General features: G+C 42.1%; 25 protein-coding genes and 1 pseudogene. 5 read left to right on the top strand and 21 right to left on the bottom strand.

What is annotated here, in order from left to right; all coding sequences use genetic code 11:
• Nucleotides 1-765, top strand: a complete 765-nt coding sequence (gene miaE / locus ABWP91_RS02710) for a tRNA isopentenyl-2-thiomethyl-A-37 hydroxylase MiaE (RefSeq protein WP_353241909.1) — start codon at nucleotides 1-3, stop codon at nucleotides 763-765.
• Nucleotides 766-845: 80 nt separating this feature from the next.
• On the opposite strand, the gene rpoS is transcribed toward miaE, so the two are convergent.
• The 15 genes from rpoS to cysJ form a co-directional block, all read right to left on the bottom strand.
• On the bottom strand, nucleotides 846-1,832 hold the full coding sequence (gene rpoS / locus ABWP91_RS02705; protein ID WP_273805090.1) for an RNA polymerase sigma factor RpoS: 987 nt from the start codon (nucleotides 1,830-1,832) through the stop codon (nucleotides 846-848).
• Nucleotides 1,833-1,886: 54 nt separating this feature from the next.
• On the bottom strand, nucleotides 1,887-2,966 hold the full coding sequence (nlpD, locus tag ABWP91_RS02700) for a murein hydrolase activator NlpD (RefSeq protein WP_353241908.1): 1,080 nt from the start codon (nucleotides 2,964-2,966) through the stop codon (nucleotides 1,887-1,889).
• A gap of 314 nt (nucleotides 2,967-3,280) precedes the next feature.
• Nucleotides 3,281-3,907 (bottom strand): protein-L-isoaspartate(D-aspartate) O-methyltransferase, encoded by a 627-nt coding sequence (locus ABWP91_RS02695; RefSeq protein ID WP_353241907.1) that lies wholly within the window; start codon nucleotides 3,905-3,907, stop codon nucleotides 3,281-3,283.
• Nucleotides 3,904-4,665, bottom strand: coding sequence for a 5'/3'-nucleotidase SurE (surE, locus tag ABWP91_RS02690; protein WP_219246040.1), 762 nt, complete (start codon nucleotides 4,663-4,665; stop codon nucleotides 3,904-3,906). Before surE ends, ABWP91_RS02695 begins: the two co-directional genes overlap by 4 nt.
• On the bottom strand, nucleotides 4,643-5,701 hold the full coding sequence (truD, locus tag ABWP91_RS02685) for a tRNA pseudouridine(13) synthase TruD (RefSeq protein ID WP_353241906.1): 1,059 nt from the start codon (nucleotides 5,699-5,701) through the stop codon (nucleotides 4,643-4,645). Before truD ends, surE begins: the two co-directional genes overlap by 23 nt.
• Nucleotides 5,667-6,179 carry a 2-C-methyl-D-erythritol 2,4-cyclodiphosphate synthase gene (ispF, locus tag ABWP91_RS02680; RefSeq protein ID WP_353241905.1) on the bottom strand — a complete coding sequence of 171 codons (513 nt, stop codon included), beginning with the start codon at nucleotides 6,177-6,179 and terminating at the stop codon, nucleotides 5,667-5,669. Before ispF ends, truD begins: the two co-directional genes overlap by 35 nt.
• A 9-nt stretch (nucleotides 6,180-6,188) precedes the next feature.
• Nucleotides 6,189-6,911 carry a 2-C-methyl-D-erythritol 4-phosphate cytidylyltransferase gene (gene ispD / locus ABWP91_RS02675; protein WP_353241904.1) on the bottom strand — a complete coding sequence of 241 codons (723 nt, stop codon included), beginning with the start codon at nucleotides 6,909-6,911 and terminating at the stop codon, nucleotides 6,189-6,191.
• 59 nt (nucleotides 6,912-6,970) lie between these two features.
• On the bottom strand, nucleotides 6,971-7,267 hold the full coding sequence (gene ftsB / locus ABWP91_RS02670; protein WP_047757167.1) for a cell division protein FtsB: 297 nt from the start codon (nucleotides 7,265-7,267) through the stop codon (nucleotides 6,971-6,973).
• 170 nt (nucleotides 7,268-7,437) lie between these two features.
• Entirely contained in the window at nucleotides 7,438-8,046 is a 609-nt protein-coding gene (gene cysC / locus ABWP91_RS02665; RefSeq protein ID WP_353241903.1) for an adenylyl-sulfate kinase, read from the bottom strand.
• Between the two features lie 4 nt (nucleotides 8,047-8,050).
• Nucleotides 8,051-9,496: a sulfate adenylyltransferase subunit CysN gene (cysN, locus tag ABWP91_RS02660; RefSeq protein ID WP_502935785.1), complete on the bottom strand. Its 1,446-nt coding sequence runs from the start codon at nucleotides 9,494-9,496 to the stop codon at nucleotides 8,051-8,053.
• A gap of 24 nt (nucleotides 9,497-9,520) precedes the next feature.
• Nucleotides 9,521-10,429 (bottom strand): sulfate adenylyltransferase subunit CysD, encoded by a 909-nt coding sequence (cysD, locus tag ABWP91_RS02655; RefSeq protein ID WP_353241902.1) that lies wholly within the window; start codon nucleotides 10,427-10,429, stop codon nucleotides 9,521-9,523.
• 14 nt (nucleotides 10,430-10,443) lie between these two features.
• Complete coding sequence (gene cysG / locus ABWP91_RS02650) at nucleotides 10,444-11,859, bottom strand: siroheme synthase CysG (protein ID WP_353241901.1); 1,416 nt, start codon at nucleotides 11,857-11,859, stop codon at nucleotides 10,444-10,446.
• A gap of 656 nt (nucleotides 11,860-12,515) precedes the next feature.
• Entirely contained in the window at nucleotides 12,516-13,250 is a 735-nt protein-coding gene (gene cysH, locus ABWP91_RS02645; RefSeq protein WP_353241900.1) for a phosphoadenosine phosphosulfate reductase, read from the bottom strand.
• Entirely contained in the window at nucleotides 13,247-14,980 is a 1,734-nt protein-coding gene (gene cysI, locus ABWP91_RS02640; RefSeq protein ID WP_353241899.1) for an assimilatory sulfite reductase (NADPH) hemoprotein subunit, read from the bottom strand. The genes cysH and cysI overlap by 4 nt, the downstream gene beginning before the upstream one ends.
• Nucleotides 14,980-16,785, bottom strand: a complete 1,806-nt coding sequence (cysJ, locus tag ABWP91_RS02635; RefSeq protein WP_353241898.1) for an NADPH-dependent assimilatory sulfite reductase flavoprotein subunit — start codon at nucleotides 16,783-16,785, stop codon at nucleotides 14,980-14,982. The genes cysI and cysJ overlap by 1 nt, the downstream gene beginning before the upstream one ends.
• 364 nt (nucleotides 16,786-17,149) lie before the next feature.
• Between cysJ and queD the strand changes: the two genes are divergently transcribed.
• On the top strand, nucleotides 17,150-17,515 hold the full coding sequence (gene queD / locus ABWP91_RS02630; protein WP_353241897.1) for a 6-carboxytetrahydropterin synthase QueD: 366 nt from the start codon (nucleotides 17,150-17,152) through the stop codon (nucleotides 17,513-17,515).
• Nucleotides 17,516-17,578: 63 nt separating this feature from the next.
• Here the strand turns inward: queD and queE are convergent, their stop codons facing one another.
• Complete coding sequence (queE, locus tag ABWP91_RS02625) at nucleotides 17,579-18,250, bottom strand: 7-carboxy-7-deazaguanine synthase QueE (protein ID WP_353241896.1); 672 nt, start codon at nucleotides 18,248-18,250, stop codon at nucleotides 17,579-17,581.
• A gap of 173 nt (nucleotides 18,251-18,423) precedes the next feature.
• Here queE and ABWP91_RS02620 point away from each other — a divergent pair, with 173 nt between their 5' ends.
• A complete protein-coding gene (locus ABWP91_RS02620; RefSeq protein ID WP_353241895.1) occupies nucleotides 18,424-19,791 on the top strand; it encodes an L-histidine transporter HutT in 1,368 nt (455 codons plus the stop codon).
• Nucleotides 19,792-19,847: 56 nt separating this feature from the next.
• On the opposite strand, the gene megL is transcribed toward ABWP91_RS02620, so the two are convergent.
• The 5 genes from megL to ABWP91_RS02595 form a co-directional block, all read right to left on the bottom strand.
• A complete protein-coding gene (megL, locus tag ABWP91_RS02615; RefSeq protein WP_353241894.1) occupies nucleotides 19,848-21,050 on the bottom strand; it encodes a methionine gamma-lyase in 1,203 nt (400 codons plus the stop codon).
• A gap of 15 nt (nucleotides 21,051-21,065) precedes the next feature.
• Nucleotides 21,066-21,458 (bottom strand): hypothetical protein, encoded by a 393-nt coding sequence (locus tag ABWP91_RS02610; protein WP_353241893.1) that lies wholly within the window; start codon nucleotides 21,456-21,458, stop codon nucleotides 21,066-21,068.
• Between the two features lie 13 nt (nucleotides 21,459-21,471).
• On the bottom strand, nucleotides 21,472-22,659 hold the full coding sequence (locus ABWP91_RS02605; protein WP_353241892.1) for an NAD(P)/FAD-dependent oxidoreductase: 1,188 nt from the start codon (nucleotides 22,657-22,659) through the stop codon (nucleotides 21,472-21,474).
• A gap of 222 nt (nucleotides 22,660-22,881) precedes the next feature.
• Nucleotides 22,882-23,466: a DUF1287 domain-containing protein gene (locus ABWP91_RS02600; protein ID WP_502935784.1), complete on the bottom strand. Its 585-nt coding sequence runs from the start codon at nucleotides 23,464-23,466 to the stop codon at nucleotides 22,882-22,884.
• A gap of 60 nt (nucleotides 23,467-23,526) precedes the next feature.
• Nucleotides 23,527-24,318: an endonuclease/exonuclease/phosphatase family protein gene (locus ABWP91_RS02595; protein ID WP_353241890.1), complete on the bottom strand. Its 792-nt coding sequence runs from the start codon at nucleotides 24,316-24,318 to the stop codon at nucleotides 23,527-23,529.
• Between the two features lie 418 nt (nucleotides 24,319-24,736).
• Here ABWP91_RS02595 and ABWP91_RS02590 point away from each other — a divergent pair.
• Nucleotides 24,737-25,328: pseudogene (locus ABWP91_RS02590) on the top strand (terminase small subunit); the annotation flags it as partial.
• 38 nt (nucleotides 25,329-25,366) lie between these two features.
• Nucleotides 25,367-25,549 (top strand): hypothetical protein, encoded by a 183-nt coding sequence (locus ABWP91_RS02585; RefSeq protein WP_353241889.1) that lies wholly within the window; start codon nucleotides 25,367-25,369, stop codon nucleotides 25,547-25,549.
• Nucleotides 25,550-26,654: the final 1,105 nt, after the last annotated feature.

Genomic DNA, 26,654 nt, shown 5'->3' with positions numbered 1-26,654 from the left:
ATGGATGAGTATGCGGCGCTACTTGCGCCAATTCGGCAATTTTTACAGTGCGAAACCCCTGATGAATGGGTGCAAAAAGCCAGTCAGCCTGAAAACTTGCCGATTATCCTTAAAGACCACTTATTATGTGAGCTAAAAGCGGCGCAAAGTGCCCTATTTTTAATCCGCAAATATGCCGTGGATAAAGACAGCGCCGCCACATTACTTGAGTGGTTTAAGCCTTATGAGGCCTTTGCTTACGATAGGATCGGGGATGTTCACACCTTAAGAAATAAAAACCAAATTTCCAAACAGATACTGGCACGTAAGCAATCACCTTATAGCCAAGATTTGATTGATAAAATGGTACTGCTAATCAAAGAAGAGCTGCATCATTTTTACCAAGTATTGGAAATTATGCACGAGCGCAATATTCCTTATGATGGCATCACGGCGGGGCGCTATGCAAAAGGCTTATTTAGCCATATTGACCCACATGATCCTAAAACGTTAGTCGATAAACTGATTATTGGAGCTTATATTGAAGCGCGTTCTTGTGAACGGTTTGCAAAATTAGCGCCTTATTTAGATGAACAACTGGCTAATTTCTATATTTCATTATTGCGGTCAGAAGCTCGGCACTATCAAGACTATTTACAGTTAGCTCAGTTAATTAGTAAACAAGATATTACTGATCGGATTAATTATTTTGGAGTCATTGAAGCTGAATTAATTTCAACACCTGATGACGATTTTAAATTTCATAGCGGTGTTCCCATTAATTAGCGCGATTTCTGGTCAATAAAAAAATCCCTATAAACTTTCATTTATAGGGATTTTTATTTATCTTTTATCTCATTAACACTCTACATATTGAATAGCGACTCTAAGGTCAGCTCTTCACCATGTAAAATATCTTTTAATCGCCTTAAACCTTCCACCTGAATCTGACGAACTCGTTCACGAGTGAGCCCAATTTCGCGCCCAACCTCTTCAAGAGTTTCTGCCTCATAACCTAAAAGCCCAAAACGCCGTGCTAAAACCTCCCTCTGTTTTGGGTTCAATTCATATAACCACTTAACAATATTATCTTTTAAGTCGTTGTCTTGAATTGTATTTTCCGGACCTGAATCATTATCATCAGACAATACCTCAAGCAAAGATTTCTCTGAGTCCCCTGCAATTGGCGTATCAACAGATGTAATACGTTCATTTAAACGCAACATGCGGCTGACGTCTTCAACAGGTTTATCTAGCTGCTCAGCGATCTCTTCAGGACTTGGCTCATGGTCCAACTTCTGGGCTAATTCACGTGCAGTACGAAGGTAAATATTGAGTTCTTTAACGATATGAATTGGAAGGCGAATTGTTCGGGTTTGATTCATAATAGCGCGCTCGATCGTTTGACGGATCCACCACGTCGCATACGTCGAAAAACGGAATCCTTTTTCTGGATCAAATTTCTCAACAGCACGAATCAACCCAAGATTACCCTCTTCGATCAGATCGAGTAAAGCAAGACCTCGGTTATTATAACGGCGAGATATTTTCACAACTAAGCGAAGGTTACTTTCTATCATGCGCTGACGTGAAGCAACATCGCCACGCAGTGCACGCCTAGCATAGAAAACTTCTTCCTCAGCGGTGAGGAGTGGTGAAAATCCAATTTCACTTAGATAGATTTGGGTAGCATCCAGAACACGTTGACTCGTGTTCTGGAGTAAATCCATTTCTTCTTCCTGTTCAGAAACCAGATCTTCTTCTTTAAACTGACTCTCATCAAAAGCGTCGTCTAAATTGCTTTCGTCAAGGTCATTATATAACTCGTTAACTTTCAGCGAACTTTGGCTCATCAGTGACTCCTACCCTAGATAATGCGGACAGAATGTCAAAGCACTCTGCCCAGTTTATCGTTGCGGTAAGTAACGCAACGGGTTTACTGATTTTCCCTTGTAACGAATTTCAAAGTGTAGTCTAACTGAACTTGTACCAGTACTACCCATCGTAGCTATTTTCTGACCTTCAGTTACATCCTGTTGATCGCGCACAAGCAACGTATCGTTGTGTGCGTAAGCACTCAAGTAGTCATCGTTATGTTTTATAATTATTAGATTTCCATATCCGCGCAGAGCATTACCTGCGTAAACGACTTTTCCTGGCGCAGAAGCAAGCACAGACTGACCTCGGGAACCCGCGATATCCACCCCTTTGTTCCCGCCTTGAGCATCAGAGAAACCTTCAATCATTTTCCCTTCTGCTGGCCAACGCCATTTAATTGACGAATTATTTGTGCCACTTGCTGCCGTAGAAGCAGTTGGTGCAGTAGTTGTATTTGCCGTTGTTGTCGTAGAAACTTGCGTTGCAGGTTTCTTATTATTCGGCAACATTTTACCGGAAGTTTGACCACCACTATTTGCAGGATACTCATTAGTTGTTCGAAGATCAACCGGTTGCTGGTGACTATTTGATGAATTTGACGCCAATTGCGTGTTCGAGTTCACATTTGTGTTACCAATATTAATAACCTGACCAACATTTAAGCTGTATGGCTCAGGAATATTGTTTTTCGATGCTAACTCACGGAAATCATTACCGGTTATATAAGCGATATAAAATAACGTGTCGCCACGCTGAACGGTGTAGCTATTTCCGTTATAACTGCCTTTAGGAATGCTGCCATAATCACGATTGTAAACAATACGTCCATCAGTGCTAGTATTCACTGGTGCTGACGTGCGGTTTACTGGTTGATTATTGGTATTGCTTGATAAATTTGGGCGCGATGACGGCATTGCCGTACTCATCCCTGTATTACTTGGCGCAGTAGACGTCGTCCTTTGAGCCACTGGCTGGCGCGATTGGCTATCATTCACACTCGAAATAGGTGCTGCTGGGTGATATGGCGTAGAGCAGCCAGCCAATAACGCTCCGCTAAATGAAAAGATGACTGCCCATCGAATTCTGCTTATAGGGCTAACAATTTTCATGCTTCTTCTCCCGTGAAGAAAAATCTGACGCGACAATTCAGTTTTATGTCAGTAATAGAGTTACCATAAAATATTTCACTTATTAAAGCAGAAATACAAAATAGTGAACAAGTTAAATATATCAAAAAGATAACAATTTGAGATTATGACTTAATAGTTTAAGCCATTGATTCAATTTTAGATGGGTAAAATATCATATTTGGAATAGTTTTACTGCTATTTGAGTGAGTAAAACTTTTGCAATGGCATTTTATTTAACATCATTATAAAAAATTAATCTGTCTTTATAATGAAGAATTACCATTGCAAATAGGTTAAAGCAGCTCACCCGCAATAAGTGGAACAAAACGCACTTTTTCAATAACGTTTGCGTGATAGTCATTACCACGTCGAGTAATTAATTTCAGTGACTGTTCTTTATCCCCCACAGGTAATACCATACGGCCGCCATCTTTTAATTGCCCTAACAACAGCGTCGGAATTTCTGTCGGTGCTGCGGTAACAATAATCGCATCAAATGGGCTTTTCGATTGCCAACCTTCCCAGCCGTCACCATGACGTGTAGAGACATTATGCAAATCTAGTTGTTTCAGCCGTCGCTTTGCCGTCCATTGCAGACTTTTAACCCGTTCAACTGAAAACACATGCTGTGCAAGGTGCGCTAACACCGCAGTTTGGTACCCCGAACCTGTGCCGATTTCCAACACATTATCATTGGCTGTTAACGATAGTAATGCCGTCATTTTTGCCACAATATACGGCTGTGAAATAGTTTGCCCGTGACCAATTGGTAACGGGATATTATCGTAGGCTTTATGTGAGAGCGCTTCATCCACAAACCGTTCACGCGGAACCTGTGAAATTGCATCCAATAGGCGCTCATCGTGAATTCCCTGTTGGCGTAATTGTGCCAAGAGTTCTTTCATGAGCCCTGTTTTCATTTTACTGTCACTCCTGATTTCTCCAACCACTCTTCGACTAACGTATGCGCTTTATATGCCGTTAAGTCGACCTGTAATGGTGTGATAGAAACATAACCATTTTGGACTGCTTCAAAGTCTGTCCCCGGCCCAGCATCACGAATTTCGCCAACAGGCCCTAACCAGTAAAGCATATTCCCTTTAGGATCTTCAAGGTTATACACTTCTGACGCAGCATGACGGCTACCACAACGCGTCACTTTGATGCCCTTAAGTTCTTCATATGGGATATCAGGCACATTGATATTTAGGATATTCCCTGCACGTAACGGGTTCTTTTGTAGCATGGCAAGAATGTCGCAAGTCACTTTTGCCGCCGTTTCATAATGAACTTCACCATCTAGCGAAACAGCAATCGACGGCAACCCTAAGTGACGTCCTTCCGTTGCTGCTGCTACGGTGCCTGAATAGATCACATCATCACCCAAATTAGGACCACAGTTGATCCCCGATACGACAATGTCAGGGCGTGGGCGAACAACTTTATTCACGCCGATGTAGACACAGTCAGTTGGAGTTCCTTCTTGAACAGAAAGGTCTCCATTACTTAATGTTTGAATTTTTAGCGGTCTATCTAATGTCAGTGCATTAGATGCACCACTGCGATTGCGGTCAGGTGCAATCACTTGAACATGATAATATTGGCGCAGCGCTGCCGCAAGAGTTTGAATTCCTGGCGCATTTACGCCATCGTCATTACTCAATAAAATCTTTAGCATCGACATTATCCTGCCCATTTTGATTAATAATTTCTCGTACAACGCTGGTCGCAAAACAGCCTGAATTCAAGAAGAACATCAGTTTTACCGTCGAATCATCTAACCATTGCCACACAAAATTTTGCGGTTTAGCAATAATAGCACGGCGAGCCGACGAAACACGTTCGCGCTGCATCAGTGGCATAAATGCTTGATATTCTGCCAAACATGCCGTTTCGAAAGCCAGTACATCATCTTGTGTACCTAATTCACCATCACCGGGTAAAGGTGCTGTAACGCTCAATTCGGATGATAGCAAACGGCTTTGTAATGATGGTAGCTCTTCTTGTGTTGCCACAAACCAGCTGCCGCGCCCCGTTAATTGCAGGGCATCACCTAACAGCGCTTGCTGTAGAGTTCCTTGGGCAATTCGCTCGCTCGCCACATGATTAAACATGGCGCTACGTGCTGCTGATAGATAAAAACTGCGTTTATTGCGTTCACGAACTTGAATTTCTTGGTTAGCCCAGCGCAAAGCTTGGGTCAAATTTTGCCCATCACGCCCAAAACGCTGCTCACCAAAGTAGTTTGGCACACCAGAATTGGCAATTTTTTGCATACGTTGCTCAACGTCATTGGCATCTGAAATATCACGCAACGTGATTTCAAATTGATTTCCTTTCAGGGAACCAATACGTAATTTACGCTTTTGTCGCGTCACCGCAAGCACACGGCAGCCATCTAATTGCCACGCAGAAAAATCAGGCGTGTCTTTGCCTGGCATTTGCAAGCAAAACCACTGTTCCGTCACCGCATGTCTATCTTTTAAACCCGCATAGCTAACAACACGGGCTGAAATTTTGGCAAATTTGGCAAGTTGCTCTGCCACAAATAGCGTATTACAACCGGTTTTTTCCACACGCACCATCACGTGCTCGCCTTCGCCATCTAACTCGAAGCCTAGGTCTTCTTTCACGATAAAATCTTCAGGAATACTTTTTAATGTCCCTGAAGAAAGAGGCTTACCATGCAGGTACTGAACATTCATTGCTTTCATTACTATTATCTTTCACTAAAAGGACAACGGCGGCACACGCAATGCCTTCTTTACGACCCACAAAGCCTAATTGCTCTGTTGTTGTCGCTTTCGCATTCACATCATCCATATGACATTCTAAGTCTTCAGCAATATTCACGCGCATTTGGGGAATATGTGACAGCATTTTCGGGGCTTGCGCCATAATAGTGATATCAATATTACCAATACGATAGCCTTTAGCACGCACGTGGCAAAAAGCTTCCCTTAATAAAACACGGCTGTCCGCCCCTTTAAAAGCAGGGTCGGTATCGGGGAATAATTTACCAATATCCCCCAGTGCCGCAGCACCTAAAATGGCATCCGTTAACGCATGTAACACCACATCACCATCTGAATGAGCCAATAAACCTTGCTCGTAGGGAATACGCACGCCGCCAATTACGATAGGGCCTTCGCCACCAAACTTGTGTACGTCAAAACCGTGTCCGATTCTCATTATTTTTCCTTAGTTATTCATTCTTGAAAGATAAAACTCCGCCAGCGCGAGGTCTTCAGGCTGCGTAACTTTTAAGTTATCCGCTCGGCCTGGCACGAGAACAGGTTGATAGCCACAATACTCAAGTGCTGAGGCTTCATCGGTGATCACGGCGTTCTCTTTCAAGGCTTTACTTAGACAGTTCCGTAAGAGTTCCAACGGAAAAAATTGGGGCGTCAATGCATGCCATAGTGCCTCACGTTCGACGGTATGGTCGATTAATACGGAAGTTTTTACACTACGTTTCATGGTGTCACGCACAGGGGCGGCAAGAATACCGCCACAGCAACCTTGTTCCGTTGCTAATTGAATAATGTTGTTGAGATCGTGTTGGTGAAGACAAGGCCTAGCCGCATCATGCACCAGTACCCAACAATCATGATAATCGGGTTGTGATGTAAGGTAATTAAGCCCTGCTAAAACAGAATCTGCACGCTCTTTTCCACCCGTGACGACGGTAACCCTAGGGTCTTTAGCAATATCAAGTTGCTGAAAATAATCATCACCAGCGCTCAGTGCAATAACCACCGTATTGACGGTGTTATTCGCTAACAATGCACTAATAGTATGTTCGATAATCGTTTTGCCCGCGACGGGTAAATACTGCTTAGGGCAATCAGCATTCATACGACTGCCGATACCTGCTGCTGGGATCAGTGCAACAATTTGTGGGGCAACACTTGGATTTGTCATTATTTGGTTCTTACATCAGAAATTATCAGGCAAATGGGCGCACTATTTTAGGATTCATATTATTGAGCTGATTTCTGGTTGCTACTTTCTTTTACCATGCGATAGAAAGACTCACCCGGTTTAATCATACCGAGTTCACTACGCGCACGTTCTTCAATTGCATCTTGACCATCATTGAGGTCATTAATTTCAGCAAATAGTTGTTCATTACGCATTTTCAAGCGCGAGTTAACAATTTCCTGTGCGGCAACATCGTCTTTGACTTGGACATAATCATGTATGCCATTCTTGCCTAACCATAAGGAATACTGCAACCATGCTAATATCGCGATTAATAGTAGCGTTAATTTACCCATATTGCCCCCTGAAATGATGTGCTAATCATCCCATAACTCAGCGAATCGCGCTACTGTGACAAAAAATTATATTAAAAAGTCAGAATAAATCGAGTTTGTAACCCTTAACTATCACCTTATTTTATCACTAAAAATAAAAAACCGGGATTTAAGATGATAGCTAAGTGGTATTAATAATCCATTTGAATGATATTATTGCGCAGTAATAATGCAATAATCTGAGAAAGGGAATCGGAGATAGGTTGCTGCCCATCGAGACGTAATTCAGGGCTTAAGGGTGTTTCATAAGGGGAATCAATCCCCGTAAATTGCTTAATTTTACCTTCTCGCGCTTGTTGATATAACCCTTTCGGGTCACGTTGTTCACACACGTCGACAGGCGTATCAACGTATAATTCAAAAAATTGGTTTGCTTCAAATAATTCACGAACACTTTGTCGATCCGATTGAAAAGGTGAAATAAACGCGGTTGCCACGACTAACCCCGCATCTACCATCAGTTTAGCAACTTCACCCACTCGACGAATGTTTTCTTGCCTGTCTGCCTCACTAAAACCAAGATCGCGACATAACCCATGGCGAATATTATCACCATCCAATAAGTAAGTTTTCACGCCAATCGAAGCCAGCTGGTGTTCAACCGCCCCCGCCAGTGTCGATTTACCCGACCCAGATAGCCCAGTAAACCACAATACAGCCCCTTTATGACCATTATTGCTTTCCCGCAAAGGGCGAGTCACCGCGTGCTGATGCCACACAATATTGTTATCTTGAGTCATTGGATTATTTTCCACCCAGTACGTCCCGAGCGCCCCAATGAGGGAAATGTCGGCGGATCAGCTGGTTAAGCTCAATTTCAAACTCGCTAAATTCCCCCGCTGCCTCAAAAACTGGCTCCTGCGCTTCTCGTACAAGCCCTGCGCCCACCGTCACATTTGTCAGCCTATCGATAAAAATCATACCACCTGTGTCAGCGTTGCGTTGGTAGTTTTCCAACAACAAAGGTTCATCAAAGGAAAATTCCACTAAACCGATGCCATTCAATGGTAATTCCGTGGTGACTTTTTGTGTGAGATTATTCACATCCACTTGGTATTGAATGTTTTCGACTTTCCCACGGCTGCGTTTTCCCGCAATTTTAATATCTAACTGCTGGCCTTGAACAAGGGGTTGTTCCGCCATCCACACCACATCAATCAACGCATGTTGTGTGGTTTGCAGGTTTTCGTTTTCTGCGACTATTAAATCACCGCGGCTAATGTCGATTTCATCATCCAATACCAACGTGATGGCTTCACCGGGGATAGCGAAGTCCTGCTGGCCTGAAAATGTCACTATCTCTTTAATCTTGGCCGTTGCCCCCGATGGCAGTACTTTCACTGCCTGCCCAACTTGGACAATCCCTGACGATAATGTGCCGCTGTAGCCGCGAAAATCTAAATTGGGTCGATTCACATATTGCACAGGGAAACGCAGCGCTTGCTCGGAGGCCTTTTGCTCAACCTGCACATTTTCTAAAATAGACAGTAATGTTTCCCCTTGGTACCAAGGTAATTGCTCACTCGGGTTAACGATATTATCACCATCAAGGGCTGAAATCGGCACAAACCATACATTTAATTCAACAGGTAACTCAGTGGCAAACTGTTGGTAATCCTGTTTAATTTTGTTAAATACAGCTTCACTGTATTCCACCAGATCCATTTTATTCACCGCAACAATCAAATGGCGGATCCCCAGCAGTGTACTAATAAAGCTGTGGCGACGCGTTTGCTCTTGCACGCCTTTTCGAGCATCGATCAACAAAATAGAAAGTGAGCAAGTTGATGCACCTGTCGCCATATTGCGGGTATATTGCTCATGTCCGGGGGTATCTGCGATGATAAACTTGCGTTTTTCTGTCGAAAAATAGCGATATGCCACATCGATGGTGATCCCTTGCTCACGTTCTGCGGCAAGGCCATCTACCAGCAAGGCAAGATCGAGCTTTTCCCCTTGCGTTCCCAGTCGCTTACTATCACTTTGCAGTGTTGTGAGCTGATCTTCATAGATTTGGCGAGTATCGTGCAATAAACGCCCGATTAATGTACTTTTCCCATCATCCACGTTGCCACAGGTGAGAAAGCGTAAAAGCCCTTTTTGTTGCTGCGCAAGTAAGTAAGGTTCCACGCCGCCTTGCTGCTCAATTTGCAGCGCGATTGATTCGTTATAAACGACTTGTGCCATCATTTGCTCCCCATCTTATCTTGCGAATTAAAAATAACCTTGGCGCTTTTTTAGCTCCATGGATGCCGACTGATCACTATCAATCAACCGCCCTTGTCGCTCGCTGGTGGTCGAAATCAACATTTCTTCAATGATTTCAGGCAATGTCTGTGCTTGGGACTCAACTGCCCCCGTTAGTGGCCAGCAACCTAACGTTCGAAAACGCACTTGCTGCTTGCTGATCACTTCACCAACTTTTAAGTCAATGCGGTCATCATCCACCATCAACAAGGCGCCGTCTCGCTGGATCACTGGGCGCTCTTTCGCAAAATATAGCGGAACAATATCGATATTTTCCAAGTAAATATATTGCCAAATATCCAGCTCTGTCCAATTTGACAGTGGGAATACACGAATGCTTTCCCCTTTATTGATCTGCCCGTTGTAATTGTGCCAAAGTTCAGGTCGTTGGTTTTTTGGATCCCAACGATGAGATCGGTCTCTAAATGAGTAGATCCGCTCTTTTGCGCGGGATTTTTCTTCGTCACGCCGAGCACCACCAAAAGCTGCATCAAAACCGTATTTATCGAGCGCTTGTTTCAAGCCTTCGGTTTTCATAATATCCGTGTGCTTTGCACTACCATGTACAAAGGGGTTGATCCCCAATCTTTCCCCTTCAGGGTTACGGTGGATCAATAATTCAAAACCGTATTTTTGCGCTGTCGCATCGCGAAACTCATACATTTCGCGAAATTTCCACCCTGTATCCACATGCAACAATGGGAATGGTAATTTCCCTGGATAGAAGGCCTTACGCGCTAAATGCAACATCACAGAAGAGTCTTTGCCGATGGAATACAGCATCACAGGGTTCGCGAATTCAGCAGCAACTTCACGAATGATATGAATACTTTCTGCTTCTAATTGCTGTAAATGGGTCAATTTTTTCTCGTTCACAATAACCTCCATCATTAAGCCAGTTCCAGCACAGCACTGCGCCAGCGGATATCTTCTTCTGTTTGCGAACCAAACCATGCGAGCTCGTTATGTAAAGCCGTGACCTCGCCAATGACAATCAATGCAGGCGCAGGGGCTTGTTGGGCAAGCGCATCGAGGTCATGTAATTGACCCGTTACCACTTTTTGGTCACGCCGTGTCCCACATCCCACAACGGCGACAGGGGTGTCACTCGCGCGGCCAAATTTAATTAGTTGCTCACTGATATTGGCCGCCTTTACGGTGCCCATATAAATTACTAGCGTTTGCTGACCACGCGCCAATGCCTGCCAATCCAGATCTGCGCCATTTTCACGGCAATGCCCAGTAATAAATGTGATGCTTTGCGAATGTTCTCGATGGGTGAGCGGAATACCTGCATAGGCCGTCGCGCCGATTGCGGCGGTGACACCGGGTACCACTTGGAAGGGGATCCCCGCCTTTGCAGCAACTTGCAACTCTTCACCGCCACGCCCAAAAACAAACGGATCGCCACCTTTTAGTCGCACGACTTTTTTACCTTGCTGAGCAAATTTCACGATCATTTCATTGGTTTCTTCTTGAGAAACGCTGTGGTTCCCCGCCCGTTTACCTACACAAATTTTGTCTGCATCACGGCGTACCAATTCGAGGATCTCCTCGCTCACCAAATGGTCGTATAAAACCACTTCCGCGCTTTGCAATACTCGTAGCCCTTTTAGTGTCAGCAGCCCTGCATCACCCGGCCCAGCACCAACTAGAGTCAATTCGCCGCGGTTATCTTGTTCGTAAAGTTGGCGCTCAAGTTGTTGTTCTGCCTCGCTTAACTGCCCTTTTTCCACTAGCGAAGCAAAACGCCCACTGAAACTTTTTTCCCAAAAACGCTTTCTTTCTCGCATATTGCTTAGCGTCTCTTTGACCTTCCCCCGCCAGCGCCCTGCAATTTCCGCCATTTTGCCTAATGACAATGGCAGCATAGTTTCCAGCTTTTCTCTGAGTAAACGCGCCAGCACAGGAGCCGTACCACCAGAGGATATCGCCACAATCACCGGTGAGCGGTCGATAATAGAAGGGACAATAAACGAGCACAGCGGCTGGTCATCAACCACGTTGACAAAAATTTTGCGCTCATTGGCATCGTAAAACACGGTTTCATTGAGGAGCGCGTCATCCGTTGCTGCAATCACTAAAAATGCGTCATCCAATAGCGAGGAACGGTACTCTTGCGCCAACCACTCAAAGTGGTCTTCTTGATGTTGCGTCTGTAATTGAGAACATAACGACGGGGAGATCACCACAAGCTTAGCCTGTGCTTTGATGAGCAATTCGGCCTTGCGCGCAGCCACTACACCACCGCCAATTAGCACCACTTTGCGCGTACGTACATCGACAAATAACGGTAAATAATCCATCTTGCTCACCCATCGTTATACAAACAAATTATATGAAACATAAAATTGACTATATGGTGTAAAAGTTAAGGTTTGAAATGCTAAAAAAATATGACTTGTAACTGAAAGGAATAAGCCAAACATTCACTAACAGACAAGACATTAGGCAAAAAAAAACACAAAATAACCAAAACTTAACTTAAACTTTGTTTTTATTAATTATTCATAAAAAAAATAGATATCTTTTTTTTAAATACAAACATCCCTTTGTAATTAAACAAATATTTTATTAACTCTATAACTATTTAGACTCTAAACTAAAATCATAGCTTGGGTTACGAATAACCTATACTCTAAATAATTCATGTTGTCGCTAGGCGGCAAGTAAATGAGTCGCTAGGAACATACACAAGTATGTGACTAGTGCGAATGCACGCAGCCAACAACGCGACAGCTTGAAGTATGACGAGTATTAACATAAGTATGTGACTAGCGCGAATCCACGTAGCCAACAACCCTGCCCCTTGAACAACATGTGGGATCCTCCCCTAAATAGTTCAAATTGCAGCTAGGAGTCAAACGAAGATATCCTTAGGAACATACACAAGTATGTGACTAAGGTAGCTGAGTGCGGACAACAACGCTGCGGTTTGAAATATGACGGGGATGACGAGTATTTAGTTTTCATGAAGCCCACACTCCCTCTTCAGGCCAAAAAAACGCGTATCTTCCTCATTCATACCCGCTTCCCATTTGCGAGTTGTATGAGTATCCCCAACAGAGAGATACCCCTGCTCCCACAACGGGTGGTATGGCAAGTTATGCTTTGTTAGGTATTCATAAACTTGCTTATTATTCCAATCAATAACAGGTAGGATTTTAAAAATCCCTTTGCCAATGCCAAGCACGGATAAATTTGCACGGCTTGCGGATTGCTCGCGCCTTAACCCTGAAAACCAGCTCTGCGCCTGTAGCTCATTTAAGGCTCGTTCCATGGGCTCCACTTTGTTCAATTGGTTATAACGCTCAATCCCTTCAATGCCTTGCGTCCAAAGCTGCCCGTAAATTGCTTCTTGCCAAGCGGGTGTTTGTTTAGCGCGATACACCTGCAAATTCAGGTGTAGTCTCTGCGTCAATTGCTCAATAAACTGATACGTTTCAGGGAAAAGGTAACCCGTATCGGTCAAAATCACAGGTATATCAGGCAAGACCTGCGTGACCATATGCAAGGTAAGCGCCGCTTGAATACCAAAACTGGATGACAAGACAAATTGCGACGGTAAATGTTCTACCGCCCATTCTATGCGCTGCTGCGCAGTCTTATTTTCCAGTTGGGTATTCAACTCAGATAAATACGCCGTTTGCTGCGCTTTATCTAATCCCTGTAACGTTGAAAGCTCAAGTCGGCTCATACCGCCTCCTTAACCTCATAGAAATCCACGGCAGAATTTAGTACCGGTTTCACCACCGCAGTACGGATCAGAAAATCACCAAATCCCTCTTGTGCTAAGCGGTTTTTCGCCCAATCGCCAATCAGCTCATCAAGGATGGATAAAATTTCTGCGCTGCTAATATTTTCGCGATACATGCGAGGAATACGGGTTCCAATGCGGTTGCCACCAAGGTGTAGGTTATACCTATCTAACGCTTTTCCAACTAACCCAACTTCCGCCAGCATCGCTCTTCCACACCCATTAGGGCAACCAGTGATACGTAAAACAATATGTTCATCCGCTACATTGTGCGCCGCCATAATGTTTTCAACCTGGGTCGTAAACTCAGGCAAGAAGCGTTCGGCTTCGGCCATCGCCAGAGGACATGTTGGAAAGGAAACACAAGCCATTGAGTTTTCACGCTGTGATGTAATCGCATCGCTCATTAACCCATGGGCTTTCGCAATAGCTTCTATGGTTGCTTTTTCACTTTCTGGCACACCCGCCACAATAAGATTTTGGTTAGCCGTTAAGCGAAAATCGCCTTGGTGAATACGCGCAATTTCTGCAACGCCTGTTTTCAGCGGTTTATCTTCTAAGTCAATCAATCGGCCATTTTCAATAAATAACGTTAAGTGCCAACGATTGTCGATCCCTTTGAGCCAACCAATTTTGTCACCGCGCTCAGTAAATTCATAAGGGCGGATCGCTTCAAAACTCACATCTGCGCGCTTTTCAACTTCCGCTTTAAACGTTTCGACGCCAACACGTTCTAAAGTGTACTTAGTTTTGGCATTTTTACGTTCGGTACGATTACCCCAATCACGCTGTGTAGTGACAATCGCCTCAGCAACTGCCAGCGTTTTATCTAATGGAATAAAACCGAATTCGCTGGCTAAGCGTGGAAATGTTGCGGTATCACCGTGAGTCATCGCTAAACCACCTCCCACCAACACATTAAAGCCAATCAGCTCACCATGTTCGGCAATCGCCACAAAATTCATGTCGTTGGCATGTAAATCTACATCATTCAACGGCGGGATCACCACCGAGGTTTTAAATTTTCGGGGTAAGTAAGTCTGCCCTAAAATTGGCTCTTCATCCGTTGTCACCACTTTTTCTTTATCTAGCCAAATTTCAGCGTAAGCACTGGTGCGCGGTAATAAATGCTCAGAAATTTTCTTTGCCCATTCATAAGCTTGTTGATGTAGCTCTGATTGTACTGGGTTAGATGTACATAACACATTACGGTTAACATCGTTTGCTGTGGCGAGTGCATCCAATCCGACATGGCTTAACATCTGGTGGGCAGGTTTTACATCCCCTTTAAGAATGCCGTGAAACTGAAATGTTTGCCGATTAGTAATGCGCACGCTGCCATATAACGTGTGCTCTGAGGCGAACTTATCAATATCAAGCCATTGTTTTGGCGTGATAATTCCCCCCGGCAAGCGGCAGCGCAACATCATCGCGTGGCGAGGCTCTAATTTCTGTTCTGCCCGCTCAGCGCGAATATCGCGGTCATCCTGTTGGTACATGCCATGGAAGCGGATCAATAAAAAATTGTCCCCATCAAAGCCACCCGTTAAGCCATTTTTCAAGTCTTCCTTAATGGTACCGCGCAAATAGTTACTGTCTTGCTTCATACGTTCGCTATCGGCCAATTTGCCTTCGACGATTAAGGGTTTTTGTTGCTGTTCATTGCTCATTAATAAACATCCCTCTGATAACGGCGCATTACGCGCAGCTCACTTAAAAATTCATCGGCGGCTTCAGCGTCCATGTTGCCGTACTGACCGATGATATCCAATAAAGCCTGTTCAACATCTTTCGCCATACGGTTTGCATCGCCACAAACGTAAACATGCGCACCTTCTTGCAGCCATTGCCACACCGCTTCCCCTTGCTCACGCAACTTGTCCTGTACATAGACTTTTTGTTGTTGATCACGTGACCAAGCCAAAGAAATTTGCGTTAATAATCCATCTTTCACATAACGCTGCCATTCCACTTGATATAGAAAATCATCAACAAAATGGGGGTTACCGAAAAATAACCAGTTTTTACCCGTTGCACCGTCGTTATCCCGCTGCTGTAAAAATGCACGAAATGGGGCGATACCCGTTCCAGGCCCAATCATAATGACAGGCGTTTCTGGGTTCACAGGTAGACGAAAATTATCATTGTGTTCAATGAAAATACGTAGCTCATCACCTTCATTGAGTCTGTCAGCTAAAAAGCCTGATGCGCCACCAGTACGCGGGCGCCCATCAATGTCATAGCGCACGACCCCCACTGTTGCGTGAACCTCATCTTCGGCCTCTGACTGAGACGATGAAATGGAATATAAGCGGGGCGTTAATGGGCGCAGTAAATCAATAAACTCTTGAGCACTTGGCTGAGATGCCGCTTGGCGCACCATATCCACAATTGGCGTATTTTGTGCGTAATACAAAATAGCTGGCTTATCACTGACCAGCGATAACAGCGCATCGTCTTTAGAAAGCTGAGCGTATTTTTCCACAATCACAGGGGTATTTTGTGTTAACTCTAATTGGTAAATCAGCGCATCACGCAAAGAGTGGCGTTGGGTTCCAATAAATACGTCTTCATCGCCCTTCAGCCACAATAGTGCCACCAGCTCATCCACTAAAGCAGGGTCATTATCAAACCACACACCCAGCGCATCCCCAGGTTGATAACGCAGGCCTGAATCCCCTAAATCAATTTCAATGTGCCGCACATCTTTTTGTGAATCTCGGCTAGTGATTTTCTGGTTACTGAGCAGCGATGCCGTTAATGGCGCCGTTTTACTGTACGGTGATGTGTGAATTTCGTTCACGCTACCCGCTTGCGCAGACAGCAGCTGTCTGTCGCTTTGCGCTGGTACGCGTTCTTTCAAAATACGGGTTAAATTATCAACCCATTCATTGGCAATGGATTGATATTCCACATCCGCATCAATACGCTCAAACAATGATTTCGCGCCCAACAAGCCAAGTTGTGAATCAAAGTCTTTCCCCGCTTGGCAAAATTTTTCATAGGAAGAATCGCCCAGCGCAAATACTGCATATTCCGTTTGTGATAAATCAGGGGCTTTTTTCGAGAATAGATATTTGTAGAGTGCAACAGCCTCTTCTGCTGGTTCCCCTTCTCCTTGAGTCGATGCCACAATAACCAATAGTTTTTCTTGGTTAATTTGCTTAAATTTATAGTCGCCTGCGTTCACTAAATTGACATTAATTTTTTCGCCAACTAAACGCTCTCTAAGCTGTTCCGATAAACGGCGCGCATTGCCCGTTTGCGATGCAGAAATAATTGTCACAGTTTCTTGAGCCGCAACAGAGGCACTCGCAGACACATCAGCGGTTGCCGTTTGGTTTACCATTCCCCACAAATATCCCGACAGCCACGCGAGCTGATGGGATGAAAAGTCGTCGACCGCAGTTTGTAAACGTGTTAATTGCTCAGTTGATATTGGCAGCAATGCTAATGGCGGCTGTTTTTTTGTCATTATCCTGTAACCCCAGTGTCGCTCATCTTTGAATTTTTCTCACAAGCGAGTGAAGTGGGCTAATTAGTGCAACCACTCACTCGGAAAAGATCTACACCCTATCGCTCAATCGTTCCCCTAAATAATTCAGGTAACAAAGCAAAAAATGCCGTGTTACCTCCAATACGCAGGGTATACGATTAGGTTATAACAACCGTCAATAACGGGATAAGAAACGATAGCCATAAATCATAACTAAAAAGCCTAAATGAATTACCCGATGGATCATATTGATAAAACAGGTTAACTATAATTTGGCAAATAACGACAATCTACTCAAAAAATACAGTACAATACGCTGTTTATTAACATTAAGGAGCCACTAATGAGCACAACCATCTATAAAGATTTCACCTTTGAAGCTGCACATAAATTACCCCATGTCCCAGAGGGGCATAAGTGTGGGCGTCTTCATGGGCATTCTTTCATGGTGCGTTTGGAAATTACCGGTGAAGTCGATGCACACAGTGGCTGGATCATTGATTTTTCTGATGTCAAAGGGATATTCAAACCGATTTGGGAACAGCTAGATCACCATTATCTGAATGATATTGAAGGCTTAGAGAATCCAACCAGTGAAGTTTTAGCGCAGTGGATTTGGCAACAAACTAAGCCGCGTTTACCATTACTCAGCGCGGTCACAGTGAAAGAAACCTGCACTGCGGGTTGTGTTTATCGCGGGGAAGCTTAAATAATATGATTATTTAATGCTGTTTTACCCCAGCCATATCACTTTTTATGACTGGGGTATCAATTATTGAATATTCAAATACTTATGAGTCTGAATCGATAAACGCCAATTGCGTTGAATACAGGTTTCAATACACAATTTTGTGGCCGCCACTTTTTGGCTGATCGGTTGCAGCGCAACAACTGGTAGGTTATCTGATGTGCGCAAGGCTAAAATAGCATCAAGTGCATCAATATCTTTTTCCCGTGCAACTGGATGTTTCACCTCATTTGCTCGGTTAACTGCTTGGGCCAAAACCTCAAGCCCGCCTTTCATGCCCACTTTTGGGGAAACCGTCACCCATGTTTTTTCTGAGCATTGAATGGGATAAGTCCCGCTGGTTTCAATTTGGCATTGATAACCACTTTGTTCTAATGACTCAGTCAGTGGTGTTAAATCATAAATACAAGGTTCTCCCCCTGTAATGACAATATGCTTTGCGATAAATCCCTTAGCTTTCATTAATTGAATCAATGCATCACTATCGGCCATTGCCCATGTATCTGAATCAAGCGTCTTTAATGCAATATCACCTAAGGTGGTTTGTTTGTCTTGTTCTTTTTCCCACGTTTGTTTGGTATCGCACCAGCTACACCCTACTGGGCAGCCTTGTAAACGAATAAAAACTGCTGGAACACCTGTAAAAACCCCCTCTCCCTGCAATGTTTGGAAGATTTCATTAATTGGGTATTTCATATCACTCCTAAATTAGTTAACTAAGTGGACATTATATTGCAGATATCTATCTCACGAACAAGGGAGTTTGTGATAATGTAGCCACCTTGGGTTCAATAATGTACGTCCAACTTAATAAACAATACCGAAACTACATTCGGAACGATATCTCCTAAGAAAAGACAGGAAAAGACATGCAAAGTAGTCAAACAAACCAACTCAGAAAGGGACTGAGTGTCAGGCACATTCGCTTTATGGCTTTAGGGTCAGCGATTGGGACTGGTTTATTCTATGGTTCCGCATCCGCAATTCAAGCTGCGGGTCCTGCCGTTCTGCTGGCCTATATGGTTGGCGGTGCTGCCGTATTTATGGTCATGCGCGCTTTAGGCGAAATGGCCGTGCATCATCCTGTCCCTGGTTCTTTCTCACACTACGCCAGCCATTATATGGGTCCCCTCGCTGGCTTTTTAACGGGTTGGAACTATGTCTTTGAAATGCTGGTTGTTTGCTTAGCAGATATCACCGCTTTTGGGATGTATATGGGATTTTGGTTCCCAGACGTTGACCAATGGATATGGGTGTTAAGTATCGTACTATTTATCGGTGCACTGAATTTATGTCACGTCAAAATCTTCGGCGAAATGGAGTTTTGGCTGTCCATCGTTAAAGTATCTGCCATTATTGCGATGATTATTGGCGGTACATTCTTGATGTTTTACGGCTTTGGCCAAGAAACAGACCATGCAGTCGGTATCCAAAACTTGTGGGAGCATGGCGGCTTTATGCCAAATGGTATTTCAGGGGTGATTGCCTCTCTTGCCATTGTTATGTTCGCATTCGGTGGGATTGAAGTGATAGGGATCACTGCCAGCGAAGCACAAAACCCAGAAAAAACCATCCCGAAAGCCATTAATGCAGTACCAATTCGTATTCTATTATTCTATGGATTAACATTATTCATTCTAATGTGCATCTATCCATGGAACCAAATTGGTCAAAACGGCAGCCCGTTTGTGCAAATTTTCTCCAGTTTAAATATTTCATCTGCCGCTAATATTTTAAACGTGGTGGTCATCACCGCAGCAATATCTGCAATTAACAGTGATATTTTTGGTGCAGGCCGCATGATGTACGGCATGGCACAAGACAGACAAGCGCCGCAAGTCTTTACCAAGCTAACGAAAAATGGTGTGCCATGGGTAACCGTTCTCGTGATGTCAGTGGTGATGTTATTGGGTGTCTACCTGAACTACCTGTTACCAGAGAAAATCTTTGTCATTATCGCTTCAATTGCAACATTCGCAACAGTCTGGGTTTGGTTGATGATTCTACTCTCCCAAGTCGCGATGCGCCGCCAAATGAGCAAAGAAGACGTTAAAAAACTGAAATTCCCTGTGCCATTTTGGCCTGTAGGTCCTGCGATTACAATCGCCTTTATGGTGTTCGTTATTGCATTACTAGGCTTCTTTAAAGATACGCAAGTGGCGTTGTTGGTTGGGTTTGCGTGGGTTGCGATACTCAGCGTGACATTTTTTATTATGCGTCAATTTCAAACAAAATAATTTTTTGGTCAGATAGTCAAAAGCCCAATACCATTCATGATATTGGGCTTTTTTCATTATGCTAATGCTTGTTTAAGGTCTTCAATCAAATCTATTGGGCTTTCTAACCCGATAGATAAGCGAATTAATCCGTCGCTAATACCGTATTGTTGGCGCTCTTCTGCGGTGTACGTTGAGTGCGTCATACTTGCAGGGTGCTGAGCCAAAGATTCGCAATCCCCCAAACTGACTGCTCGGGCAAACAAGTTTAAACGGTTCAAAAATTGTTTACCCTCTTCTAACCCGCCCTTAAGTTCGAACGCAATCATTCCGCCCGATAATCTCATTTGTTTCTGGGCGAGTTCATATTGGGCAAAACTAGGTAGTCCAGGATACATCACTTGAGTTACCTGGGGGTGTGATTCTAAGTACTCCGCCACAATTTGCGTACTTTCGACAATACGCTCCATTCGAACAGGCAACGTTTTCATTCCTCGTAATACAAGATTCGCATCATGAGGTGATAAACAAGCCCCTGTCATATCCTTTAACCCTACCAATCGAATTTGTTTCGCTAAAGCTTCTGTCGTGACCACAGCACCTGCCATCACATCACCATGACCATTCATATATTTAGTCAATGAATGAATAACAATATCAGCCCCTAATTCTAATGGCCTTTGGATATAAGGCGTGCAATAGGTATTATCCACTATCGTGAATATTTCCTGTTGATGAGTATGTCGATATTGATGAACAATATCACTCACTGCTTTAATATCCACCAAACGCATATTTGGATTCGCCGGTGATTCAAAAAATATAATGCGTGTTTTATCGGTTAACTCACGAGCGATATTCTCAGGTGAGCTCATATCAATATGACGAACCTTTATCCCAAAACGCGCTAAGCCATGATGAAAAAAGGCATAAGTACAGCCGTATACTGTCATATCCACCAATAGCTCATCACCTGGGTTCAGTAATGTCCAAAGTGTTGATGTTATCGCCCCCATACCCGAAGAAAAAACAATCCCCGCATCTCCCCCTTCTAAATCTGCGATACGTTTTTCTAAAAGGCTTAATGTTGGATTATTTATACGAGTATAAATATACCCCTCAGACTCCCCACTAAAACAAGCAGCACCTTCTTCTACACTCTCAAATACATAAGTTGATGTCTGGTAAATAGGTGCAGTTAATGAACCTAAGTTTTTTACAGGATCATAGTAATTATGGATGATGCGAGTATCAAAAGAATACAATTTATCTAAAATCATACCACCTCCAAAATATTACCCCTCCTGGGTCTTATTCAATCGAGAACCAACAATTTGTAAAGTTCGTAAAACGGTACTAATTCCACGTAATGTATCAGGATCTTTTAATAAACTATAAACAGAGCGAAAATTATGTGCTTTGTCTGAATATTTAGCTTCCATCTTTGCCATGTTATAGGCCGTACCTAACTCCCATACTGGCGTTAAGGTATCTTCAAAACTGTTTGCTAATTTTTCTACTGTCCCCGTATCCATGATATCTACGAGATCAGACAATAAAGACAATAAATCAACAATATTATCAAACCGCTGTAAATATAATAATGGGGCTATTTTTTCTGCTAAATGGTTCGCTGGTTCGCTATTTAGTAATTCAAGAAGTTTTGCTTGTTGATCATTATTTGACATTATTATTCCCCTATTACACTAAACCACGAATAGCAGCCCAATATATTCCTCGATTAAAACCATTTCTTAATAATCCACCCACTTTCGTTGCAGGAGTCGGAATTACATCGTGTTTATAATCGTACTGTAATGGCATTCCTGCATTAAGTCCCATCTGTGCAACCGCTTGAACACGCCCATCATAAATTGCTGCAGGGTATCCATATGTGAGCTCACCACAAATATTATCAGCAATTATCGCAGCCTGATTATGGCAACTTCCCCCTGCTTTACTTATCGGCAAATCAACCGTATCACCAATAACATAAACACCATCTATGCCATACACTTGCATCGTTTCATGGTCTGTTGGCAACCAGCCTTCACCATTTTTATGTTCACTTAAATTCGTATTCACTACCGCTTCAACCGCAGTAATTGGAGGCGTGCTAATTAAAATATCAAACGGTTGCTCATCACCTTCTTTCGAATAAGCAATTTTTTTATCTGGGTCAACCTTACCTAAAGTAAAACCACGTTGTGCCTTGATATTTTTAATATTAAAAATTTCAGGTATCGCTTCACACACGGGCTGTTGTAAAAACAAACAATTTCTAAGTAGCTGAGAAACTGTTGGATAGGTATAAACAATTTCAATATTGTCCCGTACTCGTCGTTTTCGTAAAAACTCATCAAGCATCAATGTTGTTTCCATTGGTGCTATTCCACATTGGTGAGGTACGTTTGGTGTTTCAGGAAATGAAACGGTAATAAAAATACGCCCTTTTTCAATCTTAGCAATTTGATCCGCTAATTTCCTCGCGGCATCATAAGCATAAAAATGATTACCTATCTCTTTCAAACCTTCAATTCTATCTGGTCTCGGTACACACCCTGTAGCGACAACTAAAAAATCATAGTTATATTTTTTTCCACTTCTAGAGTGTAGTTCTTTATTTTTAAAATCAAATGATTCAATTTTATCAATCTCTAATTGAATTTCAGGTCGCAATAATGAGCCTTGGTCTCTCATCAACTCGTCTTTAAAAAATAGATTAAATGCAACATACATAAAGGCAGGTTTATAATAATGAATGGGATTATCGGTGATCAGAGTAACTTTAATTTTTTTGGAGAAAATTTCTTTATTGAGTTTTCGGGACAATATATTTGCTAACATAGTACCACCGGTACCGCCACCAACTATCACTATATTTATCATAAAATCTCCAAACTAAATAATTAAAATGGGTAGCAATAAATTAATTAGATTTATAAATTAACATCTTATAAATATAGTTTAACCACAATAATTAACAATACAATTAACTGAATATAATGTCATAAACAACAAGAAAAATTAATCACTTTTAATTATAAATACCCATGAACAAATTAATAATATAAACTATCATCATAGTAATTATTTTTGTTTTAAGAAATATCAATAAGAATAATGACCTATGATTTTCCATTTAAATAAAACATCTTCCGCAACTTGGCCATAACCAATGTTATGCATAATTAGATAATTTTTTTTATCTGCCGCTTTTACCGAAGTTACAATACCAATATGTGGTCTTCCATTGTCTAATCGCCATGTGACAATATCGCCAGGCACATAGTCTTTTGTGTCCTTAGTAACAGGTTTATCCTTCCCTTTACGTGAAAAAAACACTTCTAAATTAGGTACTCTACGATGGTCAATATTGGTATCCGTTTTACGCAACCCCCAAATACGCTGGCTTGGATATTTGCTGAAATTCGATTTCATATCTTCATGTACTAATTTTTGTAGATCGATATCTATTTTTCGGTAACTACGGATAACGACATCAGAGCAAACACCATAGTTTTCAGGAACATCCCCGTTGGGGTAGGCTATTTGTCGATATGCAGGGTCATAAATAACTAAACGGGGTAACTCTTCTGCATGTTTGGCTAAGGCTACATTAGCACTACTTGCAGACTGAGGAAGGGGCAATAATAAAACAACTAACAGTGTCGTTTTCAAAGAGATATTCTCCATATCAATATATGAATAAAATCTACAATAAAAACAAATAAAAATAAGGTGTGAAAATCTTATTTATCTGGAAATATCAAACCGAGTCATAATCGGGTTATGATCAGAAGCATCTGTAATTAACACTTTACTATCAATAGCTTTAAGCCCTCGATAAAAAATATAATCTAATGGTCTACCAAAAGCCTTAGTCCGTAAATCCTCATCAAAGGTAATTTCTTTTAGCCCAACACTACGAATAAATCGTTTTAATGCATTCACTCGCTGTCGGCTCCATGCATTAAAGTCGCCGGCTAAAATAACAGGCCCTACGTGTTTACCAATGTGAACCCCGAGTTTATTCAATTGTCTTGTATAAACATCAACGCCAAAGCTAAAATTGATAGCATGGACATTTGCTACCATCAATTGCTTCCCATTTGGCAAGGGATACACAGTAATCAATGCTGATTTAGCGAGTCGAAGCAATGGTTCTTTTTCTCGTAACGGACAGCAATAAATAGGATGCGCTGTTGCAAGGGTCATTACCCCCGACGGATGAGGAGAAAAAGGCAGGGCAGGAACCTGATCAGCAATAAGTTGCTGTGAAGCGGCAAAAGAAATCAATTCAGGAGACATCTGAGCTTCTTGCAATAAGATCAACTTACGATCTTTAACTAACTCACTTAAAGCTGTTTTCCAATTTGGTCGCTGTTGTTTGTAAATATTCCATATAACAACATCCAGTGTTTCACCAGCAGCAAACAAAGGTAAGCCAATTGGGAGTGATTCCCCTAGCATATGAACAGGCGTCGGCTGAATACGTTTAGCGGGTTGACCTGCAATATATCGAACAGAATAGGTTCTTTTCGCCAAGTTCAACTTCCTACATTATTTCCAATAAATGATAAATTTTATGCTTTATAACTTCTACTTGAGACTCAGTATACCAAATACACCCTGTTATGGCTTATCAAATTTAGTAAACGGCATCTTTCACTCAACCATATCATCTATCCAGCGACTATTATTATCGTTAGCACCTTCCCTGCCAGCCTAGATATTCTACCTGATAACTTTATCTTCACGCTCCAATCTACCTACATAATTCTTAAACGGTATTCCTAGTAAACAAAAAAGTCATTATGAGGCGCATAATTGCGATAAAGCCAGAATTGATAGCAACAATACAAGCAAAATATCCTGCAAGAAAGCGCAGAGAAAAAATATGGAGCCGTGAACAAATGAATTAAATAACTTAAAGCACTAATTAATCGTTCATTGCGCAAAAGAGTCTATACGCGACGCGCTAGCAGAATGTGAAGGCAGAACCGAAATAACCCAAGATGCTGTATTAAAAATGAGGTGGGATATTTCGACTACAAACGTTAATGAGCTAACTGAATATCGCCAGCTGTGTTGTCGTCACTGTTGGGGCTTTAGCTTTAATTATCAGTGGCGTGATGCGGTCGAATATGATGATGTAGTGAAAAAAGCCATGGCAGCAAGTAAACTACTTCCGCAAGATGCGGGTGGTTATTGTTACGATGACACATTAGGCCCTACCCCGGATTGCCCTCGATGTAATGGTGCAGGCATAGGCCGTGCGCATTTTCATGATACGCGTGACTTAACTGGTGCCGCTCGTCGTTTATTTGCGGGTGTGAAAGAGGGTAAGTTTGGCGTGAGGTGATTACGCGTAATCAAGACGATGCGCTTAAAATGGTGCACAGCATTTAAGAATGGTGAAAAACAGAACGGAAGTAACCGGTGCGGATAGTGGATCTATTCAATCGACAGGAATTGTTCTTAGCCATTTGAGTTTTCAGCAATTAATTGATTTGAGAAAAAATCAAAGCAGTAAGATTCTAGTCAGTATGATATAAACGACATAGTTAAATGTTGGATTGAACAGGTAGGGAACATGTCCAAATATCGATTTTATGCATTGTATTTATTTTCTGTTCTTTTTTTAGGTGGGTTATTTATAAATCAATCTGTTGCCATCTCTAATGAACCACCTGAAAGTTTTGTTAGACAGTTTCAACAAGATTATATGGAATGGAATGATCAAGCATTTAGTCTTAGAGACTCTATGCCTAGATAAATAAGTTAATTGCTAAATGGACTACTGATTGTCTTATGATTGGCTTTATCTTTTCATCTTCAGGCCTTACCTACTCTGAAAAAGGCAGCCCCAACAACAAGAATATCTGCGAGTCATTTTCAAACATGACCAACGCTAAAAAGGCAGCGCCCACAACAAGAATACCCGCTAATCTTTATCAACCTCACTTATGCAACAACAGTGCCATAAACAGATAAGTTAGTTGCTGAGTTGATTATTGATTAGTGATGATAAGAAGTGCCATAAAGACACAAGTTAGTTACTGAGTGGATTATTGATTAGCGGTGATAAAAAGTGACATAAAGACACAAGTTAATTGCTGAGCAGATTATTGATTAACGATGGTAAAAAGAGCCATAGATAAATAAGTTAATTGCTGAGCGGATTATTAATTAGTGATGATAAGAAGTGCCATAAAGACACAAGTTAGTTACTGAGTGGATTATTGATTAGCGATGATAAAAAGTGTCATAAAGACACAAGTTAATTGCTGAGCGGATTATTAATTAGTGATGATAAGAAGTGCCATAAAGACACAAGTTAGTTACTGAGTGGATTATTGATTAGCGATGATAAAAAGTGTCATAAAGACACAAGTTAATTGCTGAGCAGATTATTGATTAACGATGGTGAAAAGTGCCATAAATACATAAGTTAATTGCTGAGCGGATTATTGATTAGCGGTGATAAAAAGTGACATAAAGACACAAGTTAGTTACTGAGTGGATTATTGATTAGCGATGGTAAAAAGTGCCATAAATATACAAGTTAGTTACTGAGTGGATTATTGATTAGCGATGGTAAAAAGTGCCATAAATACATAAGTTAGTTACTGAGTGGATTATTGATTAGCGGTGATAAAAAGTGTCATAAAGACACAAGTTAGTTACTGAGTGGATTATTGATTAGCGGTGATAAAAAGTGACATAAATACACAAGTTAGTTGCTCAGTGGATTATTGATTAGCGATGGTAAAAAGTGCCATAAATATACAAGTTAGTTACTGAGTGGATTATTGATTAGCGATGGTAAAAAGTGCCATAAATACAACGCACAATGACTGGGCTGATGCTCAAGAATGAAA

This window comes from Providencia sp., assembly GCF_040396775.1.
Taxonomy (GTDB): domain Bacteria; phylum Pseudomonadota; class Gammaproteobacteria; order Enterobacterales; family Enterobacteriaceae; genus Providencia.
Note: the sequence above shows the minus strand (reverse complement) of the source record. Positions and strands in the feature narration are given on the sequence as shown.